Source organism: Burkholderia cepacia (genome assembly GCF_001718835.1).
Lineage (GTDB): Bacteria > Pseudomonadota > Gammaproteobacteria > Burkholderiales > Burkholderiaceae > Burkholderia > Burkholderia cepacia_F.
Genome location: NZ_CP013443.1, coordinates 754,561 through 770,947 on the forward strand (window position 1 = coordinate 754,561; position 16,387 = coordinate 770,947).

General features: G+C 67.8%; 16 protein-coding genes. 6 read left to right on the forward strand and 10 right to left on the reverse strand.

Annotated elements, in window-relative coordinates:
• The first annotated feature begins 83 nt into the window (after positions 1 to 83).
• Positions 84 to 1,043: a LysR substrate-binding domain-containing protein gene (locus WT26_RS06860; protein WP_006483664.1), complete on the forward strand. Its 960-nt coding sequence runs from the start codon at positions 84 to 86 to the stop codon at positions 1,041 to 1,043.
• A gap of 169 nt (positions 1,044 to 1,212) precedes the next feature.
• Here the strand turns inward: WT26_RS06860 and WT26_RS37145 are convergent, their stop codons facing one another.
• Positions 1,213 to 1,410 (reverse strand): hypothetical protein, encoded by a 198-nt coding sequence (locus tag WT26_RS37145; RefSeq protein WP_155774636.1) that lies wholly within the window; start codon positions 1,408 to 1,410, stop codon positions 1,213 to 1,215.
• A 101-nt stretch (positions 1,411 to 1,511) separates the two neighbouring features.
• On the opposite strand from WT26_RS37145, the gene katG reads away from it, so the two are divergent.
• The 3 genes from katG (at position 1,512) to ubiA (ending at position 4,979) form a co-directional block, all read left to right on the forward strand.
• Positions 1,512 to 3,698, forward strand: coding sequence for a catalase/peroxidase HPI (gene katG, locus WT26_RS06865; RefSeq protein WP_069272441.1), 2,187 nt, complete (start codon positions 1,512 to 1,514; stop codon positions 3,696 to 3,698).
• 118 nt (positions 3,699 to 3,816) lie between these two features.
• Positions 3,817 to 3,981 carry a hypothetical protein gene (locus tag WT26_RS37965; protein WP_088500461.1) on the forward strand — a complete coding sequence of 55 codons (165 nt, stop codon included), beginning with the start codon at positions 3,817 to 3,819 and terminating at the stop codon, positions 3,979 to 3,981.
• A gap of 134 nt (positions 3,982 to 4,115) precedes the next feature.
• Complete coding sequence (gene ubiA / locus WT26_RS06875) at positions 4,116 to 4,979, forward strand: 4-hydroxybenzoate octaprenyltransferase (RefSeq protein WP_069272442.1); 864 nt, start codon at positions 4,116 to 4,118, stop codon at positions 4,977 to 4,979.
• A gap of 133 nt (positions 4,980 to 5,112) precedes the next feature.
• On the opposite strand, the gene proC is transcribed toward ubiA, so the two are convergent.
• The 6 genes from proC to WT26_RS06905 form a co-directional block, all read right to left on the reverse strand.
• Positions 5,113 to 5,925 (reverse strand): pyrroline-5-carboxylate reductase, encoded by an 813-nt coding sequence (gene proC / locus WT26_RS06880; protein ID WP_069272443.1) that lies wholly within the window; start codon positions 5,923 to 5,925, stop codon positions 5,113 to 5,115.
• 51 nt (positions 5,926 to 5,976) lie between these two features.
• Positions 5,977 to 6,675 (reverse strand): YggS family pyridoxal phosphate-dependent enzyme, encoded by a 699-nt coding sequence (locus WT26_RS06885; RefSeq protein ID WP_069273704.1) that lies wholly within the window; start codon positions 6,673 to 6,675, stop codon positions 5,977 to 5,979.
• A gap of 135 nt (positions 6,676 to 6,810) precedes the next feature.
• Positions 6,811 to 8,037: a glycolate oxidase subunit GlcF gene (gene glcF / locus WT26_RS06890; protein WP_059528952.1), complete on the reverse strand. Its 1,227-nt coding sequence runs from the start codon at positions 8,035 to 8,037 to the stop codon at positions 6,811 to 6,813.
• 1 nt (position 8,038) lies between these two features.
• A complete protein-coding gene (gene glcE, locus WT26_RS06895) occupies positions 8,039 to 9,127 on the reverse strand; it encodes a glycolate oxidase subunit GlcE (RefSeq protein ID WP_059528955.1) in 1,089 nt (362 codons plus the stop codon).
• 117 nt (positions 9,128 to 9,244) lie between these two features.
• Positions 9,245 to 10,738, reverse strand: coding sequence for an FAD-linked oxidase C-terminal domain-containing protein (locus tag WT26_RS06900; RefSeq protein WP_021163857.1), 1,494 nt, complete (start codon positions 10,736 to 10,738; stop codon positions 9,245 to 9,247).
• A 41-nt stretch (positions 10,739 to 10,779) separates the two neighbouring features.
• Positions 10,780 to 12,189 carry an FAD-binding oxidoreductase gene (locus tag WT26_RS06905; protein ID WP_059529720.1) on the reverse strand — a complete coding sequence of 470 codons (1,410 nt, stop codon included), beginning with the start codon at positions 12,187 to 12,189 and terminating at the stop codon, positions 10,780 to 10,782.
• A gap of 264 nt (positions 12,190 to 12,453) precedes the next feature.
• Here WT26_RS06905 and WT26_RS06910 point away from each other — a divergent pair, with 264 nt between their 5' ends.
• Both WT26_RS06910 and hmpA read left to right on the forward strand, forming a co-directional pair.
• Complete coding sequence (locus tag WT26_RS06910; protein WP_069272444.1) at positions 12,454 to 13,005, forward strand: cob(I)yrinic acid a,c-diamide adenosyltransferase; 552 nt, start codon at positions 12,454 to 12,456, stop codon at positions 13,003 to 13,005.
• Between the two features lie 112 nt (positions 13,006 to 13,117).
• On the forward strand, positions 13,118 to 14,326 hold the full coding sequence (gene hmpA / locus WT26_RS06915) for an NO-inducible flavohemoprotein (protein WP_069272445.1): 1,209 nt from the start codon (positions 13,118 to 13,120) through the stop codon (positions 14,324 to 14,326).
• 83 nt (positions 14,327 to 14,409) lie between these two features.
• On the opposite strand, the gene WT26_RS06920 is transcribed toward hmpA, so the two are convergent.
• The 3 genes from WT26_RS06920 to aroG all read right to left on the reverse strand — a co-directional run bounded on the left by WT26_RS06920 (position 14,410) and on the right by aroG (position 16,269).
• Positions 14,410 to 14,799: a type II toxin-antitoxin system VapC family toxin gene (locus tag WT26_RS06920; protein WP_059533384.1), complete on the reverse strand. Its 390-nt coding sequence runs from the start codon at positions 14,797 to 14,799 to the stop codon at positions 14,410 to 14,412.
• Positions 14,796 to 15,065 (reverse strand): type II toxin-antitoxin system Phd/YefM family antitoxin, encoded by a 270-nt coding sequence (locus tag WT26_RS06925; protein WP_059533381.1) that lies wholly within the window; start codon positions 15,063 to 15,065, stop codon positions 14,796 to 14,798. The genes WT26_RS06920 and WT26_RS06925 overlap by 4 nt, the downstream gene beginning before the upstream one ends.
• Positions 15,066 to 15,195: 130 nt before the next feature.
• Positions 15,196 to 16,269 (reverse strand): 3-deoxy-7-phosphoheptulonate synthase AroG, encoded by a 1,074-nt coding sequence (aroG, locus tag WT26_RS06930; RefSeq protein ID WP_027788323.1) that lies wholly within the window; start codon positions 16,267 to 16,269, stop codon positions 15,196 to 15,198.
• Positions 16,270 to 16,387 lie beyond the last annotated feature (118 nt).

Here is a 16,387-nt window from a genome sequence, read left to right on the forward strand (position 1 = left end):
TCCGATGCAGAGAAACTTGGCGAACCGGTGTCACAGGGTGTATAAATTAAACCTATCGCTTGTATATCTCTGATTGACCCACAATGACGCTGACTGAATTGAAATACATCGTCGCGGTCGCGCGCGAACGGCATTTCGGCCGCGCGGCCGAAGCATGCTTCGTGAGCCAGCCGACGCTGTCGGTGGCGATCAAGAAGCTCGAAGACGAGCTGAACGTGCAGATTTTCGAGCGCGGCGCGAGCGAAGTGAGCGTGACGCCGATCGGTGACCAGATCGTCACGCAGGCGCAGCGCGTACTCGAGCAGACTTTCGCGATCAAGGAGATCGCGAAGCAGGGCAAGGATCCGCTGGTCGGCCCGTTCCGCCTCGGCGTGATCTACACGATCGGGCCGTACCTGCTGCCGACGCTCGTCAAGCAGATGATCCAGCGTGTCCCGCAGATGCCGCTGATGCTGCAGGAAAACTACACGCTCAAGCTGCTCGAACTGCTGAAGCAGGGCGAGATCGACGCCGCGATCATGGCGCTGCCGTTCCCGGAAACCGGCCTGATGGTGCGCCCGCTGTACGACGAGCCGTTCGTCGTCGCGCTGCCCGCCGGCCACCCGTGGGAGAAGCGCGACGAAATCGACGCCGAGGACCTGAAGCAGGAAACCATGCTGCTGCTCGGCAACGGTCACTGCTTCCGCGATCACGTGCTCGGCGTGTGCCCGGAGCTGATGCGCTTCTCGCAGACGGCCGACGGCATCCAGAAGACCTTCGAGGGCTCGTCGCTCGAGACGATCCGCCACATGGTCGCGAGCGGCGTCGGCATCACGGTGCTGCCGCGCATGTCGGTTGCCGAGATCGGCCCGCGCGCGAACGGCCCCGACGCCGAACTGCTGTCGTACGTGCCGTTCAACGAGCCGGTGCCCGACCGCCGCGTGGTGCTCGTATGGCGCAAGAGCTTCACGCGGATGCCCGCGATCGACGCGATCAGCGACGCGATTTCCGCCTGCGAGCTGCCGGGTGTCGCGAAGCTCGACATGCCGGCGACGATGAACTGATCAGGCGCGGCCTGTGGTCGCAGTTCGGGGACGGGGCCTTGCGGCCCCGTTTATTTTTGCCTATCGTATAGATGAAATTTATTGATTTCAAAAAATCAATAGCGAAATATAGAATCCTTCGCATGGATCGAGCGGCGTTGCGCACCGGTCTGCACGTTGAGTGCAAGCGTCAAAGGAGGATGTCATGATGCGGTCGGTATTGCAGCATGCGCAGCGGAACATCCCGCCGCGCGGGAAGGTCTTCGATCGCGCCCGGGCCGCGATCCGGCGCTTGCGCCCGATTGCGTTCGCGTACCTGGCGCAGCGCACGTACGGCGGCTGAACGCGCGCCCAGCCTGGCATCGATTCCGGCATCACCGTAGTACACGGGAGAGGGTCTCCTGTTTTTTTCCCCGCAGTGACCGTCCGCCGACGGCGCCCGGCTTCCGGGCCGAGCAGGCGGACGCAGATGATCATAGGAGAAGACGCATGTCGACTGAAAGCAAGTGCCCGTTCAACCACACCGCTGGTGGCGGCACGACGAACAAGGACTGGTGGCCGAATCAGCTCAACCTGAACATCCTGCACCGGCATTCGGCGCTGTCCGATCCGATGGACAAGGATTTCGACTACGCGGAGGCGTTCAAGAAGCTGGATCTCGCTGCGGTGAAGAAAGACCTGCACGCGCTGATGACGATGTCGCAGGACTGGTGGCCGGCCGACTTCGGCCATTACGGCGGCCTGTTCATCCGCATGGCCTGGCACAGCGCCGGCACGTACCGCACGGCCGACGGCCGCGGCGGCGCGGGCGGCGGGCAGCAGCGCTTCGCGCCGCTCAACAGCTGGCCGGACAACGTCAGCCTCGACAAGGCGCGCCGGCTGCTGTGGCCGATCAAGCAGAAGTACGGCCGCAACATCTCGTGGGCCGACCTGCTGATCCTGACCGGCAACGTCGCGCTCGAATCGATGGGCTTCAAGACGTTCGGTTACGCCGGCGGCCGCGTCGACACGTGGGAACCGGACGATGTGTACTGGGGTTCGGAAAAGATCTGGCTGGAACTGAGCGGCGGCCCGAACAGCCGCTACACGGGCAAGCGTGAGCTCGAAAGCCCGCTCGCCGCCGTGCAGATGGGCCTCATCTACGTGAACCCGGAAGGCCCGGACGGCAACCCCGACCCGGTCGCTGCCGCGCATGACATCCGCGAGACGTTCGCGCGCATGGCGATGAACGACGAAGAGACGGTCGCGCTGATCGCGGGCGGCCATACGTTCGGCAAGACGCACGGTGCCGGTCCGGCGTCGAACGTCGGCCCCGAGCCGGAAGCCGCGGGCCTCGAGGAGCAGGGTCTCGGCTGGAAGAGCACGTTCGGCACGGGCAAGGGCAAGGACGCGATCACGAGCGGCCTCGAAGTCACGTGGACGTCGACGCCGACGCAGTGGAGCAACGACTTCTTCAAGCACCTGTTCAGCTACGAGTGGGAGCTCACGAAGAGCCCGGCCGGCGCGCACCAGTGGGTCGCGAAGGACGCCGGCGAAGTGATTCCCGATGCGTACGACGCGTCGAAGAAGCATCGCCCGACGATGCTGACGACCGACCTGTCGCTGCGTTTCGATCCCGCCTACGAGAAGATCTCGCGCCGTTTCTACGAGAACCCGGCCGAGTTCGCCGACGCGTTCGCGCGCGCCTGGTTCAAGCTCACGCACCGCGACATGGGCCCGCGCTCCCGTTATCTCGGCCCGGAAGTGCCGGCTGAGGCGCTGCTGTGGCAAGACCCGGTTCCGGCCGTCGACCACGAGCTGATCGACGACGCCGATGCGGCCGCCCTGAAGGCGAAGGTGCTGGCAACGGGCCTGTCGGTGTCGCAGCTCGTGTCGACCGCATGGGCGTCGGCCGCGACGTTCCGCGGGTCGGACAAGCGCGGCGGCGCGAACGGTGCGCGTATCCGCCTGGCGCCGCAGAAGGACTGGGAAGTGAACCGTCCGGCTGAACTCGCGAAGGTGCTCGCGACGCTCGAAGGCGTGCAGAACGCGTTCAACGACGCGCAGACGGGCGGCAAGAAGGTATCGCTTGCCGACCTGATCGTGCTGGCCGGTGCGGCCGGCGTCGAGCAGGCCGCGAAGAACGCGGGCGTCGCGGTGACGGTGCCGTTCGCACCGGGCCGTGCGGATGCATCGCAGGAACAGACCGACATCGAAGCGATGGCCGTGCTCGAGCCGGTCGCGGACGGCTTCCGCAACTACGTGAAGGGCAAGTACCGGGTGCCGGCCGAGGCGCTGCTGGTCGACAAGGCGCAACTGCTGACGCTGAGCGCGCCCGAGATGACGGTGCTCGTCGGCGGCCTGCGCGTGCTCGGCGCGAACGTCGGGCAGAGCGCGCATGGCGTGTTCACCGACCGTCCGGAAGCGCTGACCAACGACTTTTTCGTGAACCTGCTCGACATGGGCACGGAATGGAAGCCGGTGTCGGCCGCGAACGACGTGTTCGAAGGGCGCGATCGCGCGACGGGCAAGGTGAAGTGGACCGGCACGCGCGTCGACCTGATCTTCGGCTCGCATGCGCAGCTGCGTGCGCTGGCCGAGGTGTACGGCAGCGCGGATGCGAAGGAGAAGTTCGCACGCGACTTCGTCGCGGCCTGGAACAAGGTGATGAACCTCGACCGCTTCGACCTCGCGTAATCGCGACGCCTCGCTGTTGACGCACTGACGGCGGGTAACGGGGAAACGGCCGGTCGCGAGACCGGCCGTTTTCGTCTGACGGATGGATTTTGTCGTTCTGTTTGAAGGAGTCACGATCATGACCCAATTGATGATGGATATGCGCGTCGCGCTCGCCGCGCCGGTGACGCGCGCGCCCGCGGCCGCGCTGCGGCGCTTCGTCGGCTTCGCGATCGCCGGCAGCGGCGCGGCCGTGCTGGTCGCGCAGGCGCTGCACCACGTCGCCGCCGTCGCGGCCGGTTGAGCGCGCGAGCCCGTTTCGCTCGAGAGGGCCGTTCACGATCCCCGCTGCGCGGGCGCCGGCCGCGGGCCGCCCCGACATGACGCGAAGCATCGCTCGGCTCTAAAATGCCGGGGTTATCTTCCCGGTGCCTCGCCATGCTTGCCCGCTTTCCCCTGTATCTGCGGCTCGTCCGGATGGACAAGCCGATCGGCAGCCTGCTGCTGCTGTGGCCGACGCTCAACGCGCTGTGGATCGCGTCCGACGGCCATCCGCGCTGGCCGCTGCTCGTGATCTTCTCGCTCGGTACGCTGCTGATGCGCTCGGCCGGCTGCGCGATGAACGACTACGCCGACCGCGATTTCGACCGCCACGTGAAGCGCACGGCCGACCGGCCGCTGACGTCGGGCAAGATCCGCGCGTGGGAAGCCGTTGCGATCGCCGTCGGGCTCGCATTCATCTCGTTCCTGCTGATCCTGCCGCTCAATACGCTGACGAAGGAACTGTCCGTCGTCGCGCTGTTCGTCGCGGGCTCGTATCCGTTCATGAAGCGTTTCTTCGCGATTCCGCAGGCGTATCTCGGCATCGCGTTCGGCTTCGGCATTCCGATGGCGTTCGCGGCCGTGCAGGACACGGTGCCGACGATCGCGTGGGTGATGCTGGTCGCGAACATTTTCTGGTCGGTCGCGTACGACACCGAATACGCGATGGTCGATCGCGACGACGACATCAAGATCGGGATCCGTACGTCCGCGCTGACGTTCGGCCGCTTCGACGTCGCGGCCGTGATGGCGTGTTATGCGGCGACGCTCGGCATCTACGTGTGGATCGGCGTGACGCTCGGCTTCGGCCTCGCGTACTGGGCCGGCTGGGCGGCGGCGGTCGGCTGTGCGCTGTATCACTACACGCTGATCAAGGGCCGCGAGCGGATGCCGTGCTTCGCCGCGTTCCGGCACAACAACTGGCTCGGCGGCGTGCTGTTCGCGGGGATCGCCGCGCATTACGCGGTGGCCGGGCTCTGAGCGCCGGTGACGGCGGCGCATCCTGCGCCGGAAAAAGAGCAAGCGGCCCGCGGGCCGCTTTTCTGTTTGCGCGAAGGGGCGAGCGGGGGGGCGGAGCCGCAACCGCCGCGCACGTACCGTGCGCACGTTCCGTTTAATCGCGCCCGAGTTCGTCGCCCATTTCCTTCGCACGCGCTTCGGCCGCGAGCGCGCCGCGCACGATCGCGTCCTTCACGCCCTGCGCGTCGAACGATGCGAGCGCGGCGGCCGTCGTGCCGCCCTTCGACGTCACGCGCTCGCGCAGCACGCTCGCCGGCTCGCCCGATTGCGCGGCGAGTTGCGCGGCGCCCGCGAACGTCGCGACCGCGAGCGCGCGGCCCTGTTCGTCGTTCATGCCGAGCCGGCGCGCGGCCTCCTGCAGCGCTTCGATGAAATAGAACACGTATGCGGGGCCGCTGCCCGAAATGGCCGTGACGGCATCGAGCTTCGACTCGTCGTCGAACCACACGATCTCGCCGACCGCGCCGAGCACGCTCGACGCGAGTTCGCGGCCCGCCGCATCGACGCCCGGCAGCGCGGCGAGGCCCGTCACGCCCATGCCGACGAGCGCGGGCGTGTTCGGCATCGTGCGCACGATGCGTGCGTAGTCGCCGAGCCAGCGCGCGAGATCGCTGCCGCGGATGCCGGCCGCGATGCTGATCACGAGCTGTGTCTTCAGGTGCGGCGCGAGCGCCTGCGCGACATCCTTCAGCACCTGCGGCTTCACCGCGAGCACGATCGCGTCGTAGTCGGCGAGCGTCGCGTCGACGGCCACGCCGGTGCGGATGCCGAATTGCTGCGCGGCGCGTGCGCGCACGTCTTCGTTGACGTCGACGGCATACAGGCCGTCAGCGGCGACGCCGCGCTTGATCAGGCCGCCGATCAGGGCCGCGGCCATGTTGCCGCCGCCGATGAATGCGATTTTCATGGTGTTCGATTGAGCGAGTGAGTGAACGGGAGGGCGGAAAGGGCGCGGCGTTCAGTGCGAGTAATCGCGCGCGCCGAAGATCGCGGTGCCGACGCGCACGATCGTCGCGCCTTCGAGCACGGCCGCGTCGAGATCGGCTGACATGCCCATCGACAACGTATCGAGCGGCAGGCCGTCGGCGCGCAACGCGTCGAACAGTGCACGCAGTGCGCGATGCGGCGCACGCTGCGCGTCGGTGTCGCCGGCCGGTTCGGGAATCGCCATCAGGCCGCGCAGCCGCAGCGACGGCAGCGCGGCGACCGCGCGCGCGACCTCGGCCACGTCGGCCGGCGCGACGCCGCTCTTCGACGCCTCGCCGCTGATGTTCACCTGCACGCACACGTTGAGCGGCGGCAGGTGCGCGGGGCGCTGTTCCGACAGCCGCTGGGCGATCTTCAGCCGGTCGACCGAATGGACCCAGTCGAAGCGTTCGGCAACCGCGCGCGTCTTGTTCGATTGCAGCGGCCCGATGAAATGCCATTCGAGCTGCGCGCGCAGGTCGGCGAGCGCGTCGATCTTGTCGATCGATTCCTGCACGTAGTTTTCGCCGAATGCACGCTGCCCGGCCGCATGCGCGGCGCGCACGTCGGCGGCGGGAAACGTCTTCGAGACGGCGAGCAGCGAGACGGTGGCGGGATCGCGGCCGGCCGCGCGGGCGGCGTCGGCGATGTGGCGATGAACGGATTCGAGGCGGGCGGCGAGATCGGACATGACGGGCACGAAAGCAGGCACGGGAGCGGTCGCGCCGCCGGCGCGCGGCGCTTGGATGCGCATCATTATACGGACGCGGTGCCCGTTCGCCGGCGCTAGGGCACGTTCGCAAGCCCGTTATTAGCGGGAGTCATATCAGCCGTACAGCAGGTGCTCGACGAGCTGGATCCAGTGGGCCACCGGAATCTGCGTGCCGCTCTGCAGGTGCGCGATGCAGCCGACGTTGCCGGAGACGATCATCTGCGGCTCGAGCGCCTGCAGCTTCAGCAGCTTCTGCTTGCGCAACCGGTACGACAGCGACGGCTGCGTCAGCGAATAGGTGCCGGCCGAGCCGCAGCACAGATGGCTGTCGGCCGGCAGCCGCACGTCGATGCCGAGCGTCTCGAGCAGGCGTTCGACCTTGCCGCGCGACTGCTGGCCGTGCTGCAGCGTGCATGGCGGGTGGTACGCGACCGTATGGATCGCGCGGCGGTGCGCGAGCGTCGCGAGCTCGGCCTCGAACGCGAGCAGCACGTCGGAGATGTCGCGCGTCAGCGACACGATGCGTTGCGCCTTCTCCGCGTAGGCCGGGTCGTCGCGCAGCAGGTGCGCGTATTCGAGCACCGTCGCGCCGCAGCCCGACGCGTTCATCACGATCGCCTCGACGCCCTGTTCGACATGGGGCCACCACGCGTCGATGTTGCGGCGCGCGTCGTCGAGCGCTTCGTCGTGATAGTTCAGGTGCAGGCGGATCGCGCCGCAGCAGCCGGCATCGGGCGCGACGACGGTCTCGATGCCGAGCGCGTCGAGCACGCGCGCGGTCGCGATGTTGATGTTCGGCAGCATCGACGGCTGCACGCAGCCGCCGAGCATCAGCATCTTGCGCGTATGCGTCAGGTGCGGCCATTCGAGCAGCCGCGTGCGCGGCGGCACCTTGTCGCGCAGCCGCTTCGGCAGCAGCGGGCGCACGTGCTGGCCGAGCCGCATCACCGGCGAGAACAGCGCGGCGTTCGGCACGAGGCTCGCGAGCACGCGGCGCACGAGACGCTGCTGCACGGGGCGCTGCACCTGTGCCTCGACGTGCTTGCGGCCGATCTCGACGAGCCGGCCGTACTGGACGCCGGACGGGCAGGTCGTCTCGCAACTGCGGCACGTGAGGCAGCGGTCGAGGTGCTGCTGCGTGCTGCGCGTGACGGGCGCGCCTTCGACCATCTGCTTGATCAGGTAGATGCGGCCGCGCGGGCCGTCGAGTTCGTCGCCGAGCAACTGGTAGGTCGGGCAGGTCGCGGTGCAGAACCCGCAATGCACGCACTTGCGCAATATCGCGTCGGCTTCGTCGCCGTCGGGCGTATTGCGGATGAAATCGGCGAGGTTCGTCTGCATCTCAGAGATCCGGGTAGAGCCGGCCGCGGTTGAAGATGCGCGCGGGATCGAACGCGGCTTTCAATCCGCGGTGGATTTTCATCATCGGGGCGGGGAGCGGCGTGAACACGCCCGCGCTGCGGTCGTACGCGTCGCCCGCGCGGAACAGCGTCGCGTGGCCGCCGGCCTGCTTGGCGCTCATCCGCACGGTCTGCGCATCGGCGTCGGTGATCCACCAGCGCTGCGCGCCGCCCCATTCCATCAACTGGGTGCCGGGCAGGTGCATCGGTTCGGTGATCGACGGCAGCGCGAGACGCCACAGCGCATAGCCGGGCGGGATGCCGTGGAAGAACGGGTCGGTATGCTCGCGCAGGCCGGCCCAGAAGCGCTCGGCTTCGACCGCGTCGACGACTTCGCCGCCGAGCAGCGTCTTCGCGGATTTCACGGCCGCTTCGGCGCCCGACAGGCGCAGGACGAGCGTGCCGTTGCGCCAGCCGCTCGCGCTGACGGGCAGCGGGTGGCCGCCCCATTCGTTGAGCTTGCGCACCGCGTCGGTCGCGGTCATCTCGAACTTCAGCGTGACTTCGGCGACGGGCATCGGCAGCACCTTGATCGACAGGTCGAGCATCAGCCCGAGCGTGCCGAGCGCACCGGCCATCAGCCGCGACACATCGTAGCCGGCGACGTTCTTCACGACCTGGCCGCCGAAGCGCAGCGTTTCGCCGCGACCGTTCATCAGCGTGACGCCGAGCATGAAATCGCGCGGCGCGCCGCAGGTGGCCCGGCGCGGGCCCGCGAGGCCGGCCGCGACGCAGCCGCCGACGGTGGCCGCGCGGCCGAAGTGCGGCGGCTCGAACGGCAGCATCTGGCCGCACTCGGCGAGGACGGCTTCAAGCTGCGCGAGCGGCGTGCCCGCGCGGACCGTGACGACGAGTTCGGCCGGGTCGTACGACACGACGCCCTGAAACGCGCGCGTGTCGAGAATCTCGCCCTCGAGCGCCTGGCCGTACCAGTCCTTGGTGCCGCCGCCGCGAATCCGCAGCGGCCGGCCGTCGGCGCTGGCGGCGCGGACGCGCTCGGCCCATCCGGCGACGATGTCGTCCTCTTCCATGATCGGTTGTCGTTTCGTCTCGTGTCGTTGTTCGGTCGATTGTACCGGGGTGGCGCGATTCCACATCGCGACTATCCCTAAGCCCGATTGCGGCGGCGCGTGTGCCGCGCCGCCGGCTCAGAAGCGCGGCAGGTCGGGGTGCGGCAGCAGCCCGCCGCGCACGTGCTGGCGACCGTACTCGGCGCAGCGCGCGCGGGTCGGGATGCCCTTGTCCGGGTTCAGCAGCCCCGCCGGATCGAAGGCGCGCTTGACCGCGAAGAACGCGTCGCGCTCCTGCGGCGAGAACTGTACGCACATCGAATTGAGCTTCTCGATGCCGACGCCGTGCTCGCCCGTCACGCTGCCGCCGAATTCCACGCAGCATTCGAGGATTTCCGCGCCGAACTGCTCGGCGCGGTGCAGTTCGTCCGGATCGTTCGCGTTGTAGAGGATCAGCGGATGCATGTTGCCGTCGCCCGCGTGGAACACGTTGATGCAGCGCAGCCCGTAGCGCGTTTCGAGCTGCTCGATGCGCGCGAGCAGCGGGCCGATCGCGCGGCGCGGCACGGTGCCGTCCATGCAGTAGTAGTCGGCCGAAATGCGGCCGGCGGCCGGGAACGCGTTCTTGCGGCCCGACCAGAAGCGCAGCCGCTCGTGCTCGTTGCGCGATACCTGGATGCGTGTCGCGCCATGCTCGCGCAGCACGGCCGTCATCCGCACGATCTCTTCCGCGACTTCCTCCGGCGTGCCGTCCGATTCGCACAGCAGGATCGCTTTCGCATCGAGATCGTAGCCCGCGTGCGTGAACGCCTCGACGGCCTGCGTGGCCGGCTTGTCCATCATTTCGAGCCCGGCCGGGATGATCCCCGACGCGATGATCGCCGCGACGGCCTCGCCGCCCTTGACGACGTCGTCGAAGCTCGCCATCACGAGCTGGGCCGTCTGCGGCTTCGGGATCAGCTTCACCGTGACCTCGGTGACGATCGCGAACATTCCTTCGCTGCCGATCATCACGGCGAGCAGGTCGAGGCCCGGCATGTCGAGCGCGAGCGAACCGAATTCGACGATCTCGCCGTCGATCGTCACCGCGCGCACGCGCATCACGTTGTGCACGGTCAGCCCGTATTTCAGGCAATGGACGCCGCCGGAATTTTCCGCGACGTTGCCGCCGATCGTGCACGCGATCTGCGACGACGGATCGGGCGCGTAGTACAGGCCGTACGGCGCGGCGGCCTCCGAGATCGCGAGGTTGCGCACGCCGGGCTGCACGGTCGCCGTGCGCGCGTAGGGATCGACTTCGACGATGCGCGTGAAACGCGCAAGCGACAGCACGACGCCGAGCGCGATCGGCAACGCGCCGCCCGACAGGCTCGTGCCCGCGCCGCGCGGCACGATCGGCACCTCCATGCGGCGGCAGATCTGTACGATCCGCTGCACCTGCGATTCCGTTTCGGGCAGCGCGACCGCGAGCGGCAGGCGGCGGTACGCGGACAGGCCGTCGCATTCGTACGGCGCCGTGTCTTCGTCGCGGTACAGCAGGCAGTGCGTCGGCAGCACGGCCATCAGCGCCTGCACGACTTCGCGCTGGCGCTGCGCGCGTGCCGCGCTCGACAGTTCGACGGGAGCGTTCATTGGGTCTCCTGCAGCAGGCGGCGCGGCGTCGCGCCGCCGTGTCAGCACGTGAAAATCTTGCCCGGATTCATCAGGTTGCGCGGATCGAGCGCGAGCTTGATCGCGCGCATCGTGTCGATCGCGTTGTCGCCGTGCTCCTTCGGCAGGAAGCGCATCTTGTGCAGCCCGACGCCGTGCTCGCCCGTGCAGGTGCCGCCGAGGCGCAGCGCGCGCTCGACGATCCGGTCGTTGATGTGCTCGGCTTCGGCGATTTCCTCGGGCTTGTCGGGGTCGATCAGGATCGCGACGTGGAAATTGCCGTCGCCGACGTGGCCGACGATCGGGCAGGGCAGCGACGACGCGCGCAGGTCGACTTCGGTTTCCTCGACGCACGCGGCGAGCTGCGAGATCGGCACGCAGACGTCGGTCGTCACCGCGCGGCAGCCGGGTTTCAATTGCAGCATCGCGAAATACGCGTTGTGGCGGGCGGCCCAGAGGCGCGTGCGGTCTTCGGGACGGGTTGCCCATTCGAAGCCCTGGCCGTTGTTCTGGCCCGCGAGCGCCTGCACGAGCTCCGCCTGTTCCTTCACACCGGCCTCGGTGCCGTGGAATTCGAAGAACAGCGTCGGCGCTTCGGTGAGCGTCAGGTTCGAATGGCGGTTGATCGAGCGCACGGCGAGCGCATCGACGAATTCGACGCGCGCGATCGGCACGCCGATCTGGATCGTCTCGATCACGGTGCGCACCGCGTCGCCCATCGACGGGAACGTGCAGATCGCGGCCGATACGGCTTCGGGCAGCGGGTGCAGGCGCAGCGTGATCTCGGTGATCACGCCGAGCGTGCCTTCGGAGCCGACGAACAGGCGCGTGAGGTCGTAGCCGGCCGACGACTTGCGGGCGCGCGAGCCGGTCTTCACGATGCGGCCGTCGGCGAGCACCGCGGTCAGGCCGAGCACGTTCTCGCGCATCGTGCCGTAGCGCACGGCGTTGGTGCCCGACGCACGCGTGGCGGTCATCCCGCCGATGCTCGCGTCGGCGCCCGGGTCGATCGGGAAGAACAGGCCGGTGTCGCGCAGCGCCTCGTTGAGCGCCTTGCGCGTGATGCCCGGCTCGACCGTCACGGTCAGGTCTTCGGCGTTGATCGACAGTACGCGGTTCATCTCCGACAGGTCGAGCGAGACGCCGCCGCGCACCGCGAGCAGGTGGCCTTCGAGCGACGAACCGGCGCCGTACGGGATCAGCGGGACGCTGTACAGCGAGCACAGCGACACGACTTCGCGCACGTCGTCAGCGCTGTGCGCGAACACGACGGCGTCGGGCAGTTGCGGGTCGAACGGCGATTCGTCGCGGCCGTGGTGGGCGCGGACGGCGTCGGCGGTCGACACGCGCTCGCCGAAGGCGGCGCGCAGCGCATCGAGCATGGCGGGGGGAAGGGGGCGGCGCGTGGCGGCCGGCGGGGCAGGGTGATTCACGCAAGTCTCCTCTCGATCAGCATGGGCGCTTCGGCACCGGGTGCGGTCCCATGCAAGGCTGCGAGCGCCTCGGCACCGGCACCGGTCCCGCGCTTTGCGCCTGGTCCCGTGCAAGGTCGGACGGCTTGCCGGGCGGTACCGCGTCGGGGCGGTTGGCTTTCATTCTACGCTGGAACACCTGCTGCGAGCCGCGCGGCGGGCTGCGATAATCGGCGTGCAATGCAACCCTGGCCGCGTCGCGGCCGCGCACGAGAGGACATCCGCATGGGCAACCGCTTGAGCAAGATCGCCACGCGTACCGGCGACGACGGCACCACCGGCCTCGGCGACGGCCGGCGCATCGGCAAGGACGATACGCGGATCGCCGCGATCGGCGACGTCGACGAACTGAACTCGAACCTCGGCGTGCTGCTCGCCGAAACGCTGCCGGACGATATCCGCACGGCGCTCGTGACGATCCAGCATGACCTGTTCGATCTCGGCGGCGAATTGTGCATTCCCGGCCATACGGTGCTCGACGACACGCATCTCGCGCGTCTCGATCGCTGGCTCGCCGACTACAACGCGACGCTGCCGCCGCTGAAGGAATTCATCCTGCCGGCGGGCTCGCGCGCGGCGTCGCTCGCGCACGTGTGTCGAACCGTATGCCGTCGCGCGGAGCGTTCGATCGTCGCGCTCGGCCGCGTCGAAACGCTGCAGGAGACGCCGCGGCGCTACGTGAACCGGCTGTCGGACCTGCTGTTCGTGCTGGCGCGCGTGCTGAACCGTACCGACGGCGGATCGGACGTGCTGTGGGAACGCGGCCGGGCGACGTGACGGGCGCAGCAGTGGGGGAGCCGGCCCCCCATTGATGCGCCGCGACAATTTGTCCACGCCGGCGCAGGGTTTTAAAGATGTATTGTGTGTGCATGTTTAACGGAGAACGAACATGACCCACATCACCGCTGACCAGATGGCTCGCGTGAAGGCCACTGCCCCTGTCCTCGCCGTGCACGGCGCGACGATCACGAAGCACTTCTACCAGCGCATGTTCGCGCGCCATCCGGAACTGAATAACCTGTTCAACCAGACGCACCAGAAGACGGGCAGCCAGCCGGAAACGCTCGCGAAGGCCGTCTACGCGTATGCGGCGAACATCGACAATCTCGGAGCGCTGGGCGGCGCGGTGTCGCACATCGCGCACAAGCACGCGAGCCTGAACATCCGCCCCGAGCATTACCCGATCGTCGGCGAGAACCTGCTCGCATCGATCGTGGAAGTGCTGGGCGACGCGGTCGATGCCGACACGCTCGAGGCGTGGCGCGTGGCGTACGGCCAGCTCGCGCAGATCCTGATCGGCGTCGAGGCCGACCTGTACGCGGGTGCGGCCTGGAGCGGGTTCCGTCCGTTCAGGGTCGAGCGCAAGGTGCGCGAAAGCGACGAGATCACGTCGTTCTACCTGACGCCCGCCGACGGCGGCGCGGCGCCGGCGTTCGAGCCCGGCCAGTACGTCACGGTGAAGCGTTTCGTCGGCGATCTCGGCGTCGACCAGCCGCGCCAGTACAGCCTGTCCGACGCGCCGCACGGCAAGTGGCTGCGCATCTCGGTGAAGCGCGAAGCCGGCCAGCCGGAAGTCATTCCGGCCGGCAAGGTGTCGACGCTGATGCACGACGGCGTGGAAGAGGGGGCGATCGTCGAGGTCACCGCGCCGATGGGCGAATTCTCGCTGAAGCGCGGCGTCGAGACGCCGGTGGTGCTGATTTCCGGCGGCGTCGGCCTGACGCCGATGGTGTCGATGGCGTCGACGCTGGTCGAGGAAGGCAGCAGGCGCGACGTGCGGTTCGTCCATGCATGCCGCTCGGGCGCGGTGCACGCGTTCCGCGACTGGCTGAACGACACGGTGCGCGAGCATGCGAACGTCAGGCGCACGGTGCTGTACGAGCTGGTCGGCCCGGACGATCGCGTCGGCGTCGACCACGACCTGGAAGGGCGCCTCACGCCGGAGCGCGTGCGGCACTACGCGCTGGTGCCGGACGCCGATTACTACATCTGCGGGCCGATCGCGTTCATGAAGGCGCAGCGCGATGCGCTGGTCGCGCTCGGCGTCGCGCCTGAGCGCGTGAATAGGGAGATCTTCGGGTCTGGGGCGCTCGATTGAGCGAGCGGCCGGCAGGTTGATCGATCGGGCCCGGTGCGAGCCGGGCCGTTGTTGTTGTCGCTCGCGTTGTCGCGCGGGTGATGTCAGGCACGCAGCATCAGCGTCGCATGATAGCGCCACACTTTCGGGTCGGCGCTGACGAGCGGCATGCCTTCATGCAGTGCCTGCGCAACCATCACACGGTCGAACGGGTCGGCATGGTCCGGAAAATCGGGCAGCGCGGCAACTGCTTCGACGTGGTCGCTGCTGATCGGCAACTCCGCGAATCCGGCGAGTCGGAACGCCGAGCGTGCGTCGCGCGGATGAACGGGCAGGTTGCCTTTGCGGTATTTGATCGCGATTTCCCAGATTGACGCGGCACTGACGTACAGGATGTTGTCGGGATCTTCGATCAACGCAGCTGCTGTCGACGAAAGTTGCGGTGCGCCCTCGGCAGCCCAGAGCGCGATATGCGTATCGAGCAGCAGCTTCACGGTGCGAGCCCCTGCTCGCCACTGGCATCAAAGTCAGCGGCGATCGATGCGTCGCCCGCGTTGAACGCTTCGACGGTTGCCGGAATGTTCAGGCCGGCAAGCAACTGGCGAGCCGCGCCGATCCGCTTCGGCGCCGAGTAGGGAACGATCCGCGCGACCGGATGGCCATTGCGGGCAATCACGACTTCGGATTCACGTCCCAATTCGAGTGCTTCGACGAGGCTCGAGAGCCGTGACTTGGCATCGTGCATGTTGACGGTCGACATGGCCGCTCCCTGCTTAGCTAAAAGATGTTAGCTAGTCTAGCAGAGTCGATCATCGCCTGCAGATGGAGTCCGTGATCGCCCCGCCGAGAGGCGCGTGGCGACCACGCCGATTTCGCAGGTTCTCCGCCCGTCAGTTGCCGCTGCCGCGCGTGACGCGGCGCGCCTTCACCGACTCCGCGAGCCCTTCGAGCACCTTCACGCTGTCGTCCCATGCGATGCACGCGTCGGTGATGCTCTGGCCGTAGGTCAGTTCGCAGCCTTCCTTCAGGTCCTGGCGCCCCTCGACGAGATGCGACTCGATCATCACGCCGACGATGCGGGCGTCCCCGGCCGCGATCTGGCGGCCGATGTCGGCACAGACGGGGATCTGGTTCTCGTGCTTCTTCGAGCTGTTCGCGTGGCTCGCGTCGATCATCAGGCGCGCGGCGAGGCCGGCCTTGCCGATGTCCGCGCAGGCGGCGTTCACGCTTTCCGCGTCGTAGTTCGGCGTCTTGCCGCCGCGCAGGATCACGTGGCAATCCTCGTTGCCTGCCGTCGACACGATCGCCGAATGGCCGCCCTTCGTCACCGACAGGAAATGGTGCGGCTGCGATGCGGCCTTGATCGCGTCGACCGCGATCTTCACGTTGCCGTCGGTGCCGTTCTTGAAGCCGACCGGGCACGACAGCCCCGACGCGAGTTCGCGGTGCACCTGCGATTCGGTCGTGCGCGCGCCGATCGCGCCCCACGAGATCAGGTCGGCGATGTACTGCGGACTGATCATGTCGAGGTATTCGGTCGCGGCCGGCAGCCCCATTTCATTGATCTGCAGCAGCAGCTCGCGCGCGGTGCGCAGCCCTTCGTTGATCTTGAAGCTGTTGTCGAGGTGCGGATCGTTGATGAGGCCCTTCCAGCCGACCGTCGTGCGCGGCTTCTCGAAGTACACGCGCATCACGATTTCCAGTTCGCCCTTGAAGCGCTCGCGCTCCTTCACGAGCCGCCCCGCATACTCGATTGCCGCCTTCGTGTCGTGGATCGAGCACGGCCCGATCACGACGATCAGCCGGTCGTCCATCCCGTGCAGGATGCGGTGCATCGACTGGCGCGAGTTGTAGATCAGCTCGGACGCGGCTTCGGAGCACGCGAATTCGCGGATCAAGTGGGCGGGCGGCGTCAGTTCCTTGAGTTCGCGGATGCGGACGTCGTCGGTGTTGTGCGGGGGCATGCTGTTTCTCCTATGTCGACCGGAGTGAGCGCTTTAGCGGTTACTCCGGTCCCATGCAAAGCGGTTAAGGGCGCCGTTCGGTCAGTGCGCGTGCGGCAGATTCATCAATTCGGGCAAT